15 protein-coding genes are annotated in these 17421 nt (G+C 46.5%); 12 read left to right on the top strand and 3 right to left on the bottom strand.

Features of this window, described 5'->3' with window-relative positions; genetic code table 11:
* Positions 1-5: 5 nt before the first annotated feature.
* The 4 genes from MKX46_RS11380 to MKX46_RS11365 all read left to right on the top strand — a co-directional run bounded on the left by MKX46_RS11380 (position 6) and on the right by MKX46_RS11365 (position 3299).
* Positions 6-986 carry a siderophore ABC transporter substrate-binding protein gene (locus MKX46_RS11380; RefSeq protein WP_340956880.1) on the top strand — a complete coding sequence of 327 codons (981 nt, stop codon included), beginning with the start codon at positions 6-8 and terminating at the stop codon, positions 984-986.
* 33 nt (positions 987-1019) lie between these two features.
* On the top strand, positions 1020-1763 hold the full coding sequence (locus tag MKX46_RS11375) for an alpha/beta hydrolase (RefSeq protein ID WP_341071245.1): 744 nt from the start codon (positions 1020-1022) through the stop codon (positions 1761-1763).
* A gap of 144 nt (positions 1764-1907) precedes the next feature.
* Entirely contained in the window at positions 1908-2819 is a 912-nt protein-coding gene (locus MKX46_RS11370) for an aldo/keto reductase (protein ID WP_029519260.1), read from the top strand.
* Positions 2820-2972: 153 nt separating this feature from the next.
* Positions 2973-3299, top strand: a complete 327-nt coding sequence (locus MKX46_RS11365) for a thioredoxin family protein (RefSeq protein WP_025721930.1) — start codon at positions 2973-2975, stop codon at positions 3297-3299.
* A gap of 134 nt (positions 3300-3433) precedes the next feature.
* Here MKX46_RS11365 and bacA read toward each other — a convergent pair whose 3' ends face one another.
* Together bacA and MKX46_RS11355 are read right to left on the bottom strand one after the other, a co-directional pair.
* On the bottom strand, positions 3434-4231 hold the full coding sequence (gene bacA / locus MKX46_RS11360) for an undecaprenyl-diphosphate phosphatase (protein ID WP_029519259.1): 798 nt from the start codon (positions 4229-4231) through the stop codon (positions 3434-3436).
* Positions 4232-4355: 124 nt separating this feature from the next.
* Positions 4356-5726: a hemolysin family protein gene (locus tag MKX46_RS11355; RefSeq protein ID WP_029519258.1), complete on the bottom strand. Its 1371-nt coding sequence runs from the start codon at positions 5724-5726 to the stop codon at positions 4356-4358.
* A gap of 225 nt (positions 5727-5951) precedes the next feature.
* Between MKX46_RS11355 and MKX46_RS11350 the strand changes: the two genes are divergently transcribed.
* Positions 5952-6752: a DUF1836 domain-containing protein gene (locus MKX46_RS11350; RefSeq protein ID WP_029519256.1), complete on the top strand. Its 801-nt coding sequence runs from the start codon at positions 5952-5954 to the stop codon at positions 6750-6752.
* A 113-nt stretch (positions 6753-6865) separates the two neighbouring features.
* Here MKX46_RS11350 and MKX46_RS11345 read toward each other — a convergent pair.
* Positions 6866-8226, bottom strand: a protein-coding gene (locus MKX46_RS11345) for an IS1182 family transposase (RefSeq protein WP_241113430.1) whose coding sequence is annotated in 2 segments (ribosomal slippage) — positions 6866-7659 and positions 7659-8226 — 1362 coding nt in all. Because the reading frame shifts where the segments join, the coding sequence is not laid out codon by codon here.
* A gap of 311 nt (positions 8227-8537) precedes the next feature.
* Here MKX46_RS11345 and MKX46_RS11340 point away from each other — a divergent pair.
* The 7 genes from MKX46_RS11340 (at position 8538) to MKX46_RS11310 (ending at position 17408) form a co-directional block, all read left to right on the top strand.
* On the top strand, positions 8538-9479 hold the full coding sequence (locus MKX46_RS11340; RefSeq protein ID WP_029519255.1) for a glycosyltransferase family 2 protein: 942 nt from the start codon (positions 8538-8540) through the stop codon (positions 9477-9479).
* 40 nt (positions 9480-9519) lie between these two features.
* The gene (locus MKX46_RS11335) at positions 9520-10473 is read left to right on the top strand and encodes a glycosyltransferase family 2 protein (protein ID WP_029519253.1); all 954 of its coding nucleotides are present in this window, start codon (positions 9520-9522) and stop codon (positions 10471-10473) included.
* Between the two features lie 73 nt (positions 10474-10546).
* Positions 10547-11926, top strand: a complete 1380-nt coding sequence (locus tag MKX46_RS11330) for a lipopolysaccharide biosynthesis protein (protein WP_029519252.1) — start codon at positions 10547-10549, stop codon at positions 11924-11926.
* Positions 11901-12875, top strand: a complete 975-nt coding sequence (locus MKX46_RS11325; RefSeq protein ID WP_069011653.1) for a polysaccharide pyruvyl transferase family protein — start codon at positions 11901-11903, stop codon at positions 12873-12875. The genes MKX46_RS11330 and MKX46_RS11325 overlap by 26 nt, the downstream gene beginning before the upstream one ends.
* 340 nt (positions 12876-13215) lie before the next feature.
* Entirely contained in the window at positions 13216-13797 is a 582-nt protein-coding gene (def, locus tag MKX46_RS11320) for a peptide deformylase (RefSeq protein ID WP_023990342.1), read from the top strand.
* A 169-nt stretch (positions 13798-13966) separates the two neighbouring features.
* Positions 13967-15757 carry a cache domain-containing sensor histidine kinase gene (locus MKX46_RS11315; protein WP_165149466.1) on the top strand — a complete coding sequence of 597 codons (1791 nt, stop codon included), beginning with the start codon at positions 13967-13969 and terminating at the stop codon, positions 15755-15757.
* Positions 15750-17408: a response regulator transcription factor gene (locus MKX46_RS11310; protein ID WP_069011654.1), complete on the top strand. Its 1659-nt coding sequence runs from the start codon at positions 15750-15752 to the stop codon at positions 17406-17408. The genes MKX46_RS11315 and MKX46_RS11310 overlap by 8 nt, the downstream gene beginning before the upstream one ends.
* Positions 17409-17421: the final 13 nt, after the last annotated feature.

The raw sequence follows: 17421 nt of genomic DNA, 5'->3' as shown, positions 1-17421 counted from the left end.
GTTAAATGAAGAAAAATATGATGTTTTTAACGCTGATGCTTGCATTGGTACTGATCGCGTCAGCCTGTGGCAAAGCAGCTCCGGCAACACAAGAGACGACTGGAAACGGCTCCTCTGCTGCAACAACGGAATCCAAAACCATCTCGGTCAAACACGCACTGGATGAAAACCCGGTCCAAGTCAAAGTTAACCCCAAAAATGTCGTTGTCTTTGATTTTGGTTCATTGGATACGCTCGATAAGCTGGGTGTTGACGTTGCGGCAGTGGCGCAGCAGGATCTTCCTACGTATTTGAGCAAATATAAAGATTCCAAATATGCAAGTGCGGGCACGCTGTTTGAACCGGATTACGAGAAAATCAGTGATCTGTCTCCTGAACTGATCATCATCGGCGGCAGACAAGCTGATGCATATAAAGAGTTGAGCAAAATTGCACCGACCATTTCGATGGCGGTAGACACCAAGGATTATATCCATTCCTTTAAGAAAAACGTTGAAACACTGGGGCAAATCTTCGACAAAGAGGATGCGGCCAAGCAGGAACTGGCTGCGATTGATAGCTCCATCAAGGGCGTACATGACAAGGCTGTAGCGAGCAAAGCTAAAGGACTGATCGTGCTGACAAATGAAGGAAGCCTGAGCGCATATGGCTCACAATCCCGTTTCGGTATCATTCATGATGCTTTTGGCGTAACCCCTGTAGATCCTGGCATTAAAGTATCCACGCATGGACAAAAAGTTTCTTTTGAATATGTACAGCAAAAAAATCCGGATTATATTTTTGTCGTTGACCGTGGAGCAGTGGTGGTCGAAGAAGGCAAGGAGCAGGTTACAGGTAAACAAACCATGGAGAATGAACTGGTGAAGAAAACCAATGCATTTAAAAACGGTCATATTATATACCTTGATCCTAACTACTGGTACCTGTCAGGTAATGGTCTGGAATCCGTATCTGAAATGATCAAGGAAATGGATGCTGCATTGTAATGCATACATTTACATCATGGGGGACTGTGTAGGATGAAAGGTCATGTAGATGAAATTTCATTAGATGGGTATCTTGTGCACGTCTATACACCTCCCGTCTCCGTGAATCATAATGAGCTGTATCCGGTGCTGTATGTGCAGGATGGTAGCTCTTTATTTCTAAGCGGATTAGATGAGCTGGAAAGAGGTTTTTCTACGGGGGAGCTGCCCCGTGTGGTGCTGGTAGGTATTAAGCCCGTAAATCGGCTGGATGATTATACGCCTTGGAAGGCAGCTGCTTTAGTAGAAGGAAGACCTGCTTTTGGTGGTGGTGGAGATGCCTATCTGGCGTTTGTGGTTACAAAAGTAATGCCATACGTCGAGGCAAAATATCCAGTGCATACTGGAACGGAGCATACGGGCATTATCGGCGCCTCATTGGGCGGATTAATTTCCATGTATGCCGTCTTCCAGTATAAGGACGTATTCAAACGCGTCGGTTCTATCTCAGGCTCGTATTGGTATCCGGGTATGATTGATTATATGCAATCTGCATCATGTGCAACTGTGAGGGATGGGACACAACGCTTTTATATATCTGTCGGGACCCGTGAAGGTGAAGGAAAGACGAATGTACAAAAAGATATGGTTCCGCTCACCCTCCAGGCATACGAGTTGCTGCGGACACAGGGACTGGATGCAAAAGATGTGCTTCTTGAGCTGGATCAGGATGCGGTACATCGTGTGGATTGTTTTCAGCGTCAATTTCCTAAGGCCGTTCAATGGCTGTTCGGATAGCATGAATGGAATACAAATCTCATACAACAACCTCTAAGGATTGGAGAGCGTGGAGTCTCTATGTCTTTGGGGTTGTTTTTTTCGTATAATAGAGAAATATTGAAAATTTAAAGTTATACGTTATTGGAAGTGAGGGGAGCATAAATGAAAAGAAACCGCCTAGGATCATCAGATTTGCTGGTAGGTGAGATTGGCCTGGGATGTATGTCGGTCGGTACGGAGGAGCAGCAAGCTGTTTACTTGATTCATGAAGCGTTGGATAAAGGCGTAAACCTGTTGGATACGGCCGATTTGTACCAGCACGGACGCAATGAAGAAATTGTGGGTGCAGCGATCCGTGGACGGCGACAGGATGTCATCCTGGCGACCAAGGTCGGCAATCGGCGTCTACCGGGGCAGGAGGGCTGGGGATGGGACCCATCCAAGAAATATATTCTGTCTGCTGTTAAAGAGAGCCTGAGCCGCCTGGGAACGGACTATATCGACCTGTATCAGCTGCATGGAGGGACAATTAACGATCCGATAGACGAAACCATTGAGGCTTTTGAGCAGCTACAGCGGGAGGGCGTCATCCGTTATTATGGTATTTCCTCCATTCGCCCGCACGTCATCCGTGAATATGTCAAACGCTCGAATATCGTTAGTGTTATGAATCAGTATAGTTTACTGGACCGACGTGCAGAGGAAGAGGTACTGTCTTTGCTTCAGGAGCGGGGAATCAGCGTGATTGCACGTGGACCCGTAGCGAGCGGTGTATTGGCTGATAAGGGGGAAGAAAAGGCAGCGAAGGGATACCTAGACTACGAAGAAGCAGAGCTGCTGGACGTGCGTAAGCAATTAAAGGCTTTTGCAGGGGCGGACCGTAGTATGGGGCAGACAGCTATCCGTTATAGCCTTTCACATCCGACTGTCGCTGCTGTGATCCCGGGTGCAAGCTCTTTGGGACAATTGGAGCATAATATTTCTGCTGCAGATATTGCACTGCTAACTCAACAAGAGCGGCAGGCGCTACAGCAAATTAGCCGAGCCAATCGTTATGATGCGCAATACCGCTGATCCCGGCAATGATGGGACAAGTGTCAAACATGTACCCGTCCCAGTTGCAATTTATAAAAGAACCATTACAATATAAGAATAAGCTTCCGTTTATATAATTCCATATGTGAATATGGAGATGTTTTGTAAATACAACCTAGGAGGGACTAACGAATGGAACGCATCGAATCTCAGCAGCAATATCAGGATTTAATTAACGGTGACGGTCTGACCGTCGTGAAATTTGATACAACCTGGTGTCCGGATTGCAAGACACTGGATAAATTTATGGACGGCATTATAGAAGAAAACGCGGATAAGCGTTTCTTTGCGCTTGATGCGGAGAAATTCCAGCCGATTGCCGACGAAAATCAAGTGCGCGGCATTCCGAGTCTGCTCGTGTTCCGAAATGGCGAAAAAATTGCTCATTTGCACAGCAAATACGCTAAAACGCCAGCTCAAATCTCGGAATATTTGACTACGCTGGAATCCAAACAATAATCAGAACGCATGATAGGGATCGTTCAGTACGATCTATCCTTTCTGCAAAATAGTAAAAGGGATATCCAAGGCTGATCATTCAGATCCTATGGATATCCCTTTTTAGTTAGTGGTTATCGGTACCAAACAATGGCTTATAAAATAATGAAAAAGAACACAGCCGCCAGCACGAAGCGGTAAATGGCGAACGTAGTCAGACTCAAGCGTTTGAGCAGACCGAGGAATGTTTTGATCGCCAGCATCCCGACGATAAAGGAAGTAATAAAGCCTGCTGCGAACACCGGAAAATCACTCATAGACAGATGATCCATACTTTTAATCATATCAATACCCGATGCACCCAGCATGACCGGAACCGATACGAGGAATGTAAATTCCGCGGCTGCCGTATGACTTACACGTGCGAATAGGCCCCCAGACATGGTTGAGCCTGAACGGGAGAAGCCTGGCCATAGAGCTAGGACTTGGAACAGACCGATGGTAAAAGCCTGTTTGTACGTGATCTCATCCAACGTATGTGATCTAATGGGCGGATGAAATTTCTCGGCCGCAATCATCAACAGGCCTCCGATGACTAAACTATAGAGAACCGTTTCAGGACCAAACAGGTATTGCTTAATTACATCACGGAACAGTACGCCAATTAGCCCAGCTGGGATCATGGCTAAAATAATATGTAACAGGTTTAGACGTGGCTGACTCGAGATTTTGCGTCTGAAATCAAACAGGCTCAGGAATCTGCGCCAGTATAATACGACGACTGCCAGCACAGCACCTAATTGCACGATAACCTCAAACGTTTTGACCGTATCATTCTCTGTGTTTAATCCTAGAAGATCAGCCGTGAGGATCATGTGACCCGTCGAAGAGACCGGCAAAAACTCTGTCAGCCCTTCAATAATTCCCATAATAATAGAAGATAAAATATCCACTTTACTAGCTCCTCCTTACACGCGTGCAGGGCAAACGACCTAAGCCGTTTGCCCTGGAGATATGTCATTTCAGTAGGAGTGAACACAAGTGTCAAGTGCAAAGATAACGCTCAGGTCACACGGTTCATTCCCGGGAAGAAGTGTCCGATTCTGCTTCCAATTCAGATGCGGGGGATGTGTAGTGTAAAATAATCTCCACCCGACGAATACGATTTTTACCCATTTCACGAATGATAAATTTCACATCTTCTTCTATGAATTCCTTGCCCTGTCTAGGTTCCGGAACCCGGCTATACACCCACCCTCCGACAGTATCCACGTCTTCATCGTCCAATGTCAAGCCAGTCAGATCACTCAGATCGGAAAGCATCACTTTACCATCCATCAAATAACTGTTCTCCGTCAGTTTCTCGATTTCCTTCCGTTCATCCTTATCAAATTCGTCCCGAATTTCGCCAACAATCTCCTCCAAAATGTCCTCGATGGTAATAAGACCGGAGGTTCCACCGTATTCATCGACCAGGAGAGCGATATGAACCTGCTCCTTCTGCATACGTTTCAGCAGTGTGTTGACGGGGATAACTTCCGGAACGGTCAAGATCGGTTGAATCAGGCTGTCGAAAACAAGCTCGGGATTGCGATCATACTCAAGGAATAGCTGTTTGGTATTAATCATACCAATGATCTGATCCTTGCTATCTGTCGCCACCGGAAAACGGGTATACTGCTCTTCGTGAATAGTCAGCATGTTTTCTTTTAGCGAGCGATTCGTAAACAAGCATACCATATCTGTACGTGGCACCATAATTTCTTTGGCAACGGTCTCGTCAAAAGCAAAGATACGATTTACGTAGCCATATTCGGTGTTATTGATCTTACCACTTTCCACGCTTTCGGACAAAATGATCTGAATTTCTTCCTGAGAGTGCGCTTCTTCATGCTCACTAGCCGGTTGAAGACCAAACAGACGAACCAGACGATTGGCCGAGCCGTTAAGGAGCCAAATAAACGGATACATAATCCGGTTAAACCACACGATGACTGGAGAGGTTAACAAACTGACAGCTTCCGCTTTGCGGATCGCCAATGTTTTGGGAGCCAGTTCGCCGATCACCACGTGCAGGTAAGTTACAATGACGAATGAAATAATAAAGGCCAGGATATGTGAAAAATCCCCATTGATGTTGAGCTGTTGAAAGAGAGGCTCCAGCAATTTGACTACGGTCGGTTCACCGAGCCAGCCGAGTCCCAACGCTGTAATCGTAATACCAAGCTGACAGGCGGACAGGTAGCCGTCCAGATTATTGACGACCTTTTGTAGCGCCAGTGCGTTTTTACGGTTCTCCACAACCAGCTGATCGACCCGGCTGGAACGGATTTTAATAATCGCAAACTCGGTAGCCACGAAGAAAGCACTAAATAAAATCAACACCGCAAACAAAAATAGACTGACACCTATACCCATATAATTTTCACTCATCCCTTTTTCGTTCAATTTTTTTAAGGAACTCCATTTTAAGTTCACTTGAACTTATTTTAAGAACTTAAAAGAAAATATACAAGGTTCATATGGAATCGTAGCAGGTCGCCTACCTCCAATTTACACAGAAAATAAGGCATAATAGAACCCGCACGTCTCATTGCTTCACTTTACAAGCCTAGTTTGAGGGCGTATGATGAGTTCAAATGAACTTGAAATGTAATAAAGGGAGGAAAGCAGATGGAGTCTTTTACCCTTACTCGTCGTGATATGGCCCATTTGCTGCTGGCCATGGAAGGTCGCCGCGAATTGCAGCCTTTGGCCGTTCTGCAGGACGCCTGGAGGCGCACTCATGGCCATCTCGCCCGCTCCGGGAGCGCGATGCCGACATTTTTATACACCGATGTGACACCTGTGCTAGATAAAATCATCAAGGGAAAGCACAGCGCAGCCTTTTCGCTGCAAGAGATTGTTTCCCTGGGGCAACTAGTCGAGTACAGCCATGTGTCACTAGCATCTATGCAAAATTGGGTCAAACGCGACTTCAAGGAATTTCTCGGCGCTCCGAAGATCGGCAAAAAATACTCGGTCAACCAGGCAGCTATATTGCTCATTGTAGAAGATTTAAAATCATGTCTTGATTTTGAATCCATTCGTCAGCTATTTCATATCCTGTTCCAACAGCCCGAAGATGATACGGACGATCTGATCCAGCCGGTTGATTTGTACGCCGCATATTCAACTTTGTTTGAGGAGCTGGATGCGAACGGAGACCAACTGCTCGATGTTGCTGGTGCAGGCTATGTAAAGGATAACGGAGATTCCGTTACAGTACAGCAGCGTCAGGAAGGTGCGACAGAGGAGTTGCTGGTTCAGGCGGCTGATCAATACACCAGTCGTTTACAGCATTTGACCCCTAACCAGTGTGAAGCAGTGCGTAATACTTTGCTGGTGGCAGCAGTAGCGGTGCAAAATAGTTATTTTTTGTCCATGGCACGTCGGTATGTGAATGCGACGTTGTTTCTGGACTTCCAAGGGTAAATCAGGATTGGCATTAGAAGCCAATCCTCAGATTGTCGAGAAACCCCGTCATTTTGAGACGTGGGTTTCTTTTTTACATCATAATGCTTTGGTCTCTGGAGAAGCAGGGGGGGTTACCCCTGTTTCTCCAGGCGATCTAGGTGGATCGCCATCTTCTTCATGTTCTGCACGGCTGCCGTCATAAGGGCTTGTTCCCTGACGTTTGGAAGACCGCGCAAACGACAATAGCGAAACCCATGGAGCTCTTTGGCATCCGCGAAGCTTCGCTCAATCGTCTCTTTTCGTTTGCGGTACAGCTTTTTACCAGATGGGCTCAGCCGGTTGCTCCGTACCCATTCTTTGCTGTCTTCCCAGACATGCCGAGTCACCACTTTGCGGTGGTTTCGAGACTGGGTACACTGACTTAGCAGTGGGCAATGCTGGCACTGAGCTGGGTCAGAGGCATACTGCCGGTATCCCTTACGGTCCGTCGTTCGGTAGGGCAGTTCCTGTTGGGCTGGGCATCTATACGCATTGCGTTTGGCATCGTATTCAAACTTCCATTTCGGAAACAGTCCTTGTCTGGGATGGAATCTTCGGTGAGCAATCACGGCAAAAATCTTTCGGTTCTGCAAACCTCGGCAAATCGGCGTTGTTAAATAACCTGAATCTAGTGCAACAGCTTCTACTTGAAAACCAAAACGTTCTCTTTGGCGATCCAAACGGGACAAATAGGGGACAGAATCATGTACATTCCCTGGTGTCACATGCACGTCCGTAATCAGATTGTACTTCATATCCACCGTGCGGTGGTCCAGATAGAAGAAGCCTTCGGGCTTGCCATCACGGATCATATAGCCGCTGTCCGGGTCTGTTTTGCTCACTTTAATTTCTTTTTCTTCGTTCACCTCCTCTCGGGATTTTAAGGCTTTTTTCCGTGGTTTCTCCGGTCATCCTTCACCGCTTCGTTCAGCTCGTCCATATAGTCTTTAGTATTCTGCAACACTTGTTCTTTGGTGTACTGGTGCCTGTTAGCATTGGCTTTGACGTGTGTGGAATCGGTGACGAGAACACGCCCACCCACCATTCGATGAGAGATCGCCTGCAGCACAATTTCATCGAAGATATCTTGAAAGATCGTGGTGTCTTTAAAGCGAGTGCGACGATTCCAGCTAATCGTCGTATGGTCCGGAACTTTATCCGTTAAGCCCAACCCCAGAAACCAACGATAAGCTAGGTTCGTCTGAATTTCTCGCTCAAGTTGCCGTTCTGAGCGAATGCCATAGAAATAACCGAGAAAGATCATTTTAAACAATACGGTAGGATCAATGGCAGGACGCCCGTTGTCTGCACAATACAGTGGTCGAACTTTATCATCGATAAACGAAAAATCGATATACTTATCTACTTTGCGGAGCAAGTGATCTTGAGGAACCAGATCTTCGATGGAAACAAATTCGTAGGATTGTTGTTTTTCGCGGTTGGAGCGTAGCATATCAACACCATCCGTTCTACAATAGTTACCTATATTATACAACATTAACGCGGTGTCGTCTTAAACAAAATTAACATAAAATAGGCTGTCGAGACTTTCTCGACAGCCTGAGGATTGGCATTAGAAGCCAATCCTATTTTTTTACTCTTTTTAGAGGATTGTCTACCCTTTTGGAGACTGAAAAAGTATACAAAAGAGGTATATACACTAAAACGCTGTCAAAGATACAATAAACATATATAATCCAGCAATTGGAAAAACTTTGAATATCTCTTCCAAAGCATCTGGATACACACACAGGAGGTAATGGCATGTCCGATGTCTCCATCATCATTTGTACCCGCAACCGGATCGAAGACCTGACACGCTGTATACAATCTATTGCAGTACAGCAGCAATTGGAGCATACGGCTGTAGAACTGCTGATTGTTGATGACGGCGATATTTCCGACCAACAGATCGAGCAGTACCGTCACATGGTATCCGGATTGCCTCAAAGCGTTTTGAAATATTATAAAAAAAGTCGTCCCGGCGTTTGGTTATCTCGCTATGAGGCCTTGTCCCTTGTGCGGTATGATATTGTGCTGTATTTTGACGATGATGCAGAACTGGACGATAAACTCTATATCCGGCGCTTGCTCGATACCTATGATCAGGATAAAACGATTGTGGGTGTTGGAGGGATTGCAAAGGGATTACATTCGAGCCGGGCAGGAAAGCTGCTGGGCGTTTTGACATTTCAGATGTCTTCATCCCTCGGCAAGCTCTCGCCTAGTAGTCTGGCAGGTTCTTTGCTGCGTTGGGGCGAAGCAACTGAGGTTTTCGATACAGAATTCTTTCATGGCTGCAATATGTCCTTTCGTAGGGATGCGCTTCGGGATATGAAGCCGTATCCGTGGATGACCAGTTATGCTGTGGCTGATGATTTGTACATGTGCCAGTTGGCGAGCCGTTACGGCAAATTGGTTATCAATCCTGACTTAACCATTATTCATCATGAATCTCCAAGCTCGCGCGATAAGGCGGGCAAAGTAGCCAAGGCTACAGCGATTAACCACTATTATTTTCTTGCCTTGAAAAAGGCTGGAGTGATTCAGTATGGAGCCCTTTTATGGACCTTATCCTACTTGATGCTCAAAGAAACGCTGCGTCGCAATTTTAATGCCGCAGATGGATACAAGCAGGGGGTGTTGTTCATTCTGAACCCGCGCAAGCAAAAATATAACGAATATTTAGGCCCGGCGGTTCAGTAATCTGTTTTTTTACACATTGACAGGATAAAGGGGGAGTATGATGTTAAGCTTGTCCATTGCTCTGTGCACCCGAAATCGGGTTGACGATCTGACCCGATGCATCAATTCAATTGCCATTGGGGGAGCACCGGAGGCATGTGAAACCGAGCTATGGATTATTGATGACGGAGAACTGCCGAAGCATGTGCTGGAACGCTATGAGCGTCAGTTGGGCAGAGCAGGAATTACCTACCGATATCATCGTAAGGAGCAGCCGGGATTATGGTTATCTCGTGTAAAGACAGCTGAACTTGCGCAGGGTGACATTATTTTGTTCCTTGACGATGATGTTGAGTTGCCGAGCAACTATTTAAATGAGTTGATGCGTACCTATGAAGCTTACCCGCAGGCTGCTGGTGTCGGCGGTATTGCACAGGGAATGAGTAACAGCTTCATGGGAACGATTCGATGCTTGCTGTCATTCCAGCAGTCTTTGTCCAAAGGGAGGTTGTCCCTCAGCGGTCAGTCCGGCTCGATGTATAACTGGCATAAGGCCAAGAAGACGTTTAGAACCCAGTTTTTTCATGGCTGCAATATGTCATTTCGCCGTGAGGCGATTCGCAGTCTGGAGCCGGTACCTTGGTTGCAAAGCTATAGCGTAGGCGAGGATCTGTTACTTTCGCGCATCGCAATGAAAAGCGGTCCGTTATACATTAACCCGGCGCTTACGCTGCTTCATCACGAATCGCCGTCCTCACGCGACAATATGGAGCAGGTTACTTATATGCGTGTGATGAATCATATTCATTTACTGCGTGATGAGGGATCTGGGCCGATTGGTTATGCAGCGCTATACTGGACGACGTTGTATCAGATTTTGAGAGAAAAGCCCAAGAAAAATCATACTGCCATTCAAGGCTATAGAAGAGCGTTGAAAGCAATCTTTTCAAGTCCAAAGGAGCTTGTTGGCGGGGGGCAGTTGCCTGAACGCAATTCCAAAAAAACGGTAGGCTGATGGAGGTGCGTCAAAAGACGCGATGCGAGCATAGAGACGAGAGGCTTAATAAGGAACAGGAGTTGGACGTAACATGAGCACATGGACAGCAGCAAGGAAAGTATTCACGGGTGACAGTCTCGCCAAAACGATCATGCGCACGAGCTTTAACAATTTTTTTGTGCTAATCGTCACGACCCTGACTTCCATCCTGACCGCACGTATGCTCGGAGTAGAGGGGAAAGGAGAACTGGCGGCAGTTCTGTTCTGGCCTACGCTGATCGGCAGTGTGTTGAGCTTCGGGTTACCAACGTCGTTAATTTATAACATCAAGAAGAAAACAGGCACGACGGAAGAATTGCTGGCGTTGTCGCTCTGGATTCAGTTGCCTGCCAGCTTGTTGGCAGGAGCGGTGGCCTGGATATGCATGCCGCTGTGGCTGAATGGTTATGGTGCGGACATCATCCAACTGTCCCAGCTTTATTGTGCGGCAGCCATACCGCTGGCAGTGCTTACAGCGCTGACGACAGCATTGTCGCAAGGGCTGGATCGATTTAGCGTATATAACGGCCTGTTGTTTTACTACCCACTACTGAATTTCATCGGTCTGGTGACACTGTGGCTGATGGGCTTGCTCAATGTGCAACTGGCTGGAGCAGTGAATTTTGCCGCGAGTTTCCTTGCACTAGTGTGGGCGTTCCTCCGTTTGCGCAAGTATATGAATTTGCGTACTTTCCGCCCATTTACCAGCCGCCAAGTGCTTCGTCCTTATTATAGCTATGGAGCGAGGGTTTACGGGATGGAGTTGATGGGGACGCTGTCCACACAAACGGACAAAATCGTTATTGTGGCACTGCTATCACCCAAAGCGTTCGGCCTGTACTCTGTCGTCTACGCCTTGTCTCGTGTGTTCAATGTAGTGCAAAATGCCGTCACTAACGTTACCTTTCCAAAGGTTACGGGAATGGAGCACAGCAAGATTGTCGAAACGGTAGGACGTGCTTTTCGCATCTCTATGGCTGCGATGCTAATCGTCATTGTGCCTGCTCTCTTCATTGGACGATACATGCTGGGTTTGCTGTACGGCCCCGCTTTTCTGGAAGCATCGCTAACGTTCTACCTGCTGTCACTGGAATGTATCATTGGTGGCGGCTCATGGATTCTGGCTTCGGCCTTTAACGCGCTGGGGCGTCCGGGACTGGTATTGTTCCGGCAAATTGTAGCCTATGCGATCACCGTCGGTCTGTTTTTTATTTGTACACCGATCTTCGGTCTGGATGGCATTGCGATTGCTTTGCTTGTAGGCGCTTGTGTTCGGTTGGCGTTCTCACTGTTCTCGTTCCCCATGTTTTTCAATGTTCCGCTATCACGGATCATTTTTGATAAAAGTGATATTACATTTGTCATTCAAACTATACAAAAGAAGCGCAGGAAGGGAGAACTGAAAGATGCCGAATTTGCATCCCATGGCTAAACTGAAAAATAAGCTGAGCGTCATTCTCGACGTAGTCCCCCAAGGTTCGAATATCATTTATGTCGACTATCCCGTCTATAATAACGGTGGGGATGTACTCATCATGAAAGGCACCGAGGCGTTCTTCAAGGATAATGGCATCCGTGTCCGTGCTCGTTATAGCGCCATGGATATTCCCGATCAGCTTCAAATTCCGGGTGACTGGATTATCGTGTGCCACGGCGGCGGCAACTTCGGCGATCTCTATTCAAATCACCAAAATTTGCGGGAACGCATCGTTCGCGATTTCCCTAACCACCGAATTGTGATTATGCCGCAAACGATCCACTTTCAATCTGAACAGAAGGCTAATGAGGTCGCTGCCCTGTTTAATGCTCACCCGGATCTACATATGTTTGTGCGGGATACTCGCTCTTATCAGTGGGCTAAGGACAAGCTGAACCAGTGCAGTATCACACTATGTCCTGATATGGCTCACCAGCTCTGGCCATTGAAGCCGACTACGGAAACCGTGAAGGACGTACTGTACTTCCTGCGTACGGATATTGAAACGGTGGGGGGCCAAAAAAAATTCGATGACGAGGCTGATGCCTCACACCGTCTGGACTGGGATACTTTATTCACTCCGCTGGAAGTGAAGGGGATCGTCTATTTCCAAAAGTTTTACCGACTGAATAAGAAAATCGGCGGCCCGTTGCCTACCCGTACATTCTGGTACAAGTACACCGACCATCTCATGAACAAGGCGGTTACGCTGTTCAGTTCTTATCGCGAGGTTCGCACTTCACGGCTACACGGTCACATTCTGGCCTGCCTGCTTGATATGCCGCACGTTGTCATTGACAATTCCTACGGCAAGAACTCGCAATATTATAATACCTGGACACACCCGAATCCAAAGGCGAAGCTGTTTAGTGAAGCTCCAAGTGCGTTGGAGCAGCCATCTTAATAGTAAGAAAAATTATTTTCAAAAGCCTCCTGATCATTGAAATGATTTAGGAGGCTTTTATATAGAGACAAAATCATTTAATGTGATAAATAATAAAGGCAGTGTATATTTAATGACTTAATCTAAAAGAGTAGGACGCCCCCGTAGAGGTCTTTATTGCGCCAATTTCCCCCCCAAAAAACGTCGCTTTATTTTGACAATTCATTTCATGAATAGATATAATTTATGGGATAAAACTTGCAGAAAACCGGGAAATCCCACAGTTTTTGCACCGCATCACATATTACATGGCAGTACATCACATGAAAATATATTTATTTTAATGAATCGAGGCTGACGAATGAGTAATCAATCGATGGACATGCTTCTCACGAAGGATATCGTGCGTGAAGGGGAGTCTATTTTGCGTACGAAGGTTGATCCGGTATGCTTGCCACTATCTGAAGAGGATCTTCAACAGATGCAATGGATGCTGGATTATCTGAAAAATAGCCAAAATGAAGAGCTGGCTACCCGCTATGAACTGCGCCCGGGTGTGGGGTTATCTGCAAACCAGGTAGGTTTGAACAAAAGAATGTGCGCTATTTATTATGAAGATGGAGACAAAACGGTAGAGTATGCGTTGTTTAATCCGAAGTTAGTCAGCCACTCCACGTCCATGATTTATTTGGAGCAGGGTGAGGGGTGCTTGTCGGTAGATCGGTACGTAGCCGGATATGTACCGCGTTACGAAAAAATTCGTATTAAGGCCACTTTACCAGACGGAACACAGGAGCTATTGACGTTCAAAGGTTATGCAGCGATTGTTGTACAGCATGAAATGGACCATTTGGATGGTATTATGTTCTATGACCGTATCAACCCGGAAGATCCGCACAAGCTACCGCAGGGAGTGCATATCGAACCTTTTGTACGTAAATAGTTTAGGAATCGTAAAGTGTGGTGACTCTGTTCGCCACATTTTTTAAATTTTGCAAAAAACATAGATATAGAGGTTACGAAGCATTAAACTGGATACATACATATAGGTCGAGATGGAGGATGTGAAAACACGCAAAAAATGTAAGCGCTTATCTTGTGGGAGGGATGGCATGAATCGTGGAGTATGGCTTCTGATGAGTAATATGCGTATGCGGAATAAGCTGCTGTTCTCCTACGTACTAATTGTCATGATTCCGGTGCTGGTGGTTGGCGGCTGCGTAACTTTTTATTTGCGAGAGCAGGCATTGAATAGTGCAATTGCCCAGACGGTAAACAATGTGGAAAAGATCAAAAGCCAGACGGCAAATTTACTACGTGTGCCAACGGATATTTCAAATGGGTTGATGTTCGATAAAAGGCTGAGGGAAATGGCAAACCGACGGTATCCGGGTATGGTAGAGCTGATGAATGCGTATCATCAATACAAGGATTTTAATGAGTACACTCAGCAATATAGAGAGGTTGCTACCATTCGGTTCTATTCGTACAATCCGACGCTTGTCAATAATCTGGAGTTTATTCCAGTGGACTCTAACATTGAGCGGCAACAGTGGTTCCAGACGGCATTGAAGGGGACGGCGATTAACTGGTTTTACATTCAGGATAAGGAAGATAATCCGGTTAATCGCCTGAGCCTGATACGGCAAATTCCATTTCCTGAATACAATACCAAGGGAATTCTGATGATATCGCTGAGTCAGACCGAGTTGAATCATATGCTGAGCAAGGAGCCTTTTGAAACATTGATTACGGATCGTAACGGGATTGTGGTCGCAGCTACTCGCCCGCAGTCGGTGGGGCAGACGTTGGGCGATTTACATTTGGGCTTTGATGTCCAGCGTGCGGGTAAGGGGATATATGAAGCGAAAATCAACGGAATACCCTCCAACATCATTGTGGATGAGCTGCTGCCCGCCTCCAGTGTGAGCGGATTTACGATTATTTCAGTGTTTTCAACGGAGCATATTGTACAGGGAGCCAATCGAATCAGTCTGATTGGTGCTTTATGTGTCCTTGCAGTGCTGATTATGGCACTGATTCTGATCACCATCATTTCCTGGCTGATTACCAAACGCCTTCAGCGGTTGAGCTATGAGCTGGGTAAGGTAGCCGCGGGCGATTTTCATGTGGTATCGAGTGTGGAGGGAAGGGACGAGATCGGGGATTTATCCCGCCGTTTCAACTATATGGTGAGTAGTATTCGCCAACTCATGGCGCAGGTCTATGAGACGAGTGAGCACAACAACAGGCTGGAATTGGCACAAAAGGATATCAAGTTAAAAATGATGGCCAGCCAAATTAATCCACACTTTCTGTTTAATGCATTAGAATCTATTCGAATGAAAGCACATCTGAATGGGGAAGCGGAAATTGCAACGACGGTGCGTTTGCTTGGCAGGCTGATGCGCCGGAATCTGGAGATTGGCAGTGGTAAAACGACGGTACTACAGGAGCTGGATATGGTGCGATCCTATTTGCAAATTCAGCAGTTCAGATTTGGAAATCGCTTGATCTATGAAGTGAATTTGGAAGAAGATGCGACGGACATGTCGATTCCTCCCTTAATCATACAACCGCTGGTGGAAAATGCGGTCATTCATGGACTGGAAAATAAGGAAGAGCCGGTTACCGTGAAGGTAAATATTGCAATAGAACAAAGAAAGTTGAAAATTAAAGTAGAAGATGACGGGATCGGCATGGAAGCTGGGCAACTGACCCGTCTGCTAGCTCGGATCAGGGGGACGGATGAGCCAGAAGGGAGCAGTATTGGCCTGCGTAATGTACATCAACGTCTGACATTGATGTATGGTGAACGTTATGGATTGCATATTGAAAGCGCATTACAAGTAGGAACAACCGTATACTTTTCCATACCAAGGGAGGAAGAGTCGAATGTATAAAGCGATGATTGTAGATGACGAGCCAGCGATTCGTGAAGGATTGTCCTCCATTATTGACTGGGGGGATTGTGGCTTCCGTATTGTCGATACGGCAGGGAATGGACGCGAGGCTCTGGATAAGTTCGGAGAGCATCGGCCGGAGCTAGTCATTGTAGATATTCGTATGCCCGGGATGAGTGGACTGGAGGTTATACGTAGTATACGTGAAAAGAACGGGGAGCCGTATCATTTTCTCATATTAAGCGGATATGCAGACTTTGATTATGCACGGCAAGCCATGGGCTTCGGAGTAGATGGCTATCTACTGAAGCCAGTTGATGAGGAAGAAATGACGACAGAGTTGAAGCGGGTACGGCAAAACATTGAGGATGAGAAAGAAGTCGGCAAATGGGGAAGTCCGCCTTCTCATGAGCGTAATTGGATCGAAGCTCTATTGTTTCCGGTTCATCGAGAGTATACTCGTAATGCTGTAGAAAGCAGCGATTCTCTGCACAGAGCATCCAAGCAGGCTGAACATCAAAGCGGTAACGGAAAATATGGACAACAGCCAGCGTTACCAGACTTGGACTGGAGTAGCTATCAGGTTATTCTGCTGGATTTACGTATACCTGACTGGGATCGGCAAGCCCGGCAGTCGGCAGCAAAGCAGCGACTAACAGAAATGTGCCATGAGCAAGGCAGAGGTATCGTGTTTGAGGCTGGAATATATATGGGTCTTTTGCTTCCCGCCACGTTAAAAACGGAGAGAGATGCTGTTCAGTTACTAGCTGCTTGGCGACAGGAGCTAAAGGCGTGGGCTACGGAAATTTATGTGGCTGCCGGTGATCCTGTAGCCAGTCTTAGCGACATTCCCAGATCTTTTGAGCAGGCACTACGATTGTTAGAGCGTACGTTTTTGTTCCGGGCAGAAAGAGTCATGCTTTCCGGAGACCTACACAAATTGGAGACAGTCGAGACTGAAATGAGTGGAACGTCTGATAGTGCCACAGATGATCCCCTACGTTATGCAGAAAAGCTGTACTATGCGCTAGATATGGCTAATAGTGAAGCTGCAACCCGTGTCATTAAGGAAATGGAAGGCCAATTTCCACGGATTTATCGTACAGAATCCGCAATCAAGGCGGCGTTCGCCCAAACATTCACACTGGCGTTGAACAAGTATGCAGCCGGACAGGATCACAGCCGAACCGTGCTGGAGGAGCACTCCAGCTTTATAACCGATGTATATGCTTATTCCACATTGGGCGAGCTGGTGGATCACTCGCTGGAGCATGTGTTGCAATGGATTGGACAGACTGATCCCGGTGGCAAGGACATCATCATGAAACAAATGATTGACTTTATTCATAGTCATTATGATGAAAATTTGCGATTGGAGTTACTGGCAGATATGTTTAATTACAATAGTGGCTATTTGGGCAAATTGTTCAAAAGTCATACTGGCGAGGCCTTTAATGCCTACCTGGATAAGGTGAGGATTGAGCGAGCAAGGGAGTTGCTTGCACAAGGAATTAAGGTACACCAGGTGGCGGAACGCGTAGGGTATGCGAACGCAGATTATTTTCATAGTAAATTTAAAAAGTATGCTGGAATGTCACCTTCCTCCTATCGAAATCGGGTTCAAAAGAACGGAGGAACAGATGGCTGTTGATAGAATCCTAGGT

The organism is Paenibacillus sp. FSL P4-0113 (genome assembly GCF_038009305.1).
GTDB classification, from domain to species: Bacteria; Bacillota; Bacilli; order Paenibacillales; family Paenibacillaceae; genus Paenibacillus; species Paenibacillus polymyxa_D.
This window is presented reverse-complemented; position numbering and strand designations above follow the sequence as displayed.

What these genes read in the sequence shown, in the direction of transcription:
- MKX46_RS11350 (WP_029519256.1), top strand. Translation starts at nt 5,952, where the DNA reads ATGGAGTCTTTTACCCTTACTCGTCGTGATATGGCCCATTTGCTGCTG.
- MKX46_RS11365 (WP_025721930.1), top strand. Translation starts at nt 2,973, where the DNA reads ATGGAACGCATCGAATCTCAGCAGCAATATCAGGATTTAATTAACGGT.
- MKX46_RS11375 (WP_341071245.1), top strand. Translation starts at nt 1,020, where the DNA reads ATGAAAGGTCATGTAGATGAAATTTCATTAGATGGGTATCTTGTGCAC.
- MKX46_RS11335 (WP_029519253.1), top strand. Translation starts at nt 9,520, where the DNA reads ATGTTAAGCTTGTCCATTGCTCTGTGCACCCGAAATCGGGTTGACGAT.
- MKX46_RS11340 (WP_029519255.1), top strand. Translation starts at nt 8,538, where the DNA reads ATGTCCGATGTCTCCATCATCATTTGTACCCGCAACCGGATCGAAGAC.
- MKX46_RS11330 (WP_029519252.1), top strand. Translation starts at nt 10,547, where the DNA reads ATGAGCACATGGACAGCAGCAAGGAAAGTATTCACGGGTGACAGTCTC.
- MKX46_RS11370 (WP_029519260.1), top strand. Translation starts at nt 1,908, where the DNA reads ATGAAAAGAAACCGCCTAGGATCATCAGATTTGCTGGTAGGTGAGATT.
- MKX46_RS11315 (WP_165149466.1), top strand. Translation starts at nt 13,967, where the DNA reads ATGAATCGTGGAGTATGGCTTCTGATGAGTAATATGCGTATGCGGAAT.
- def (WP_023990342.1), top strand. Translation starts at nt 13,216, where the DNA reads ATGAGTAATCAATCGATGGACATGCTTCTCACGAAGGATATCGTGCGT.
- MKX46_RS11325 (WP_069011653.1), top strand. Translation starts at nt 11,901, where the DNA reads ATGCCGAATTTGCATCCCATGGCTAAACTGAAAAATAAGCTGAGCGTC.
- MKX46_RS11310 (WP_069011654.1), top strand. Translation starts at nt 15,750, where the DNA reads ATGTATAAAGCGATGATTGTAGATGACGAGCCAGCGATTCGTGAAGGA.
- MKX46_RS11380 (WP_340956880.1), top strand. Translation starts at nt 6, where the DNA reads ATGAAGAAAAATATGATGTTTTTAACGCTGATGCTTGCATTGGTACTG.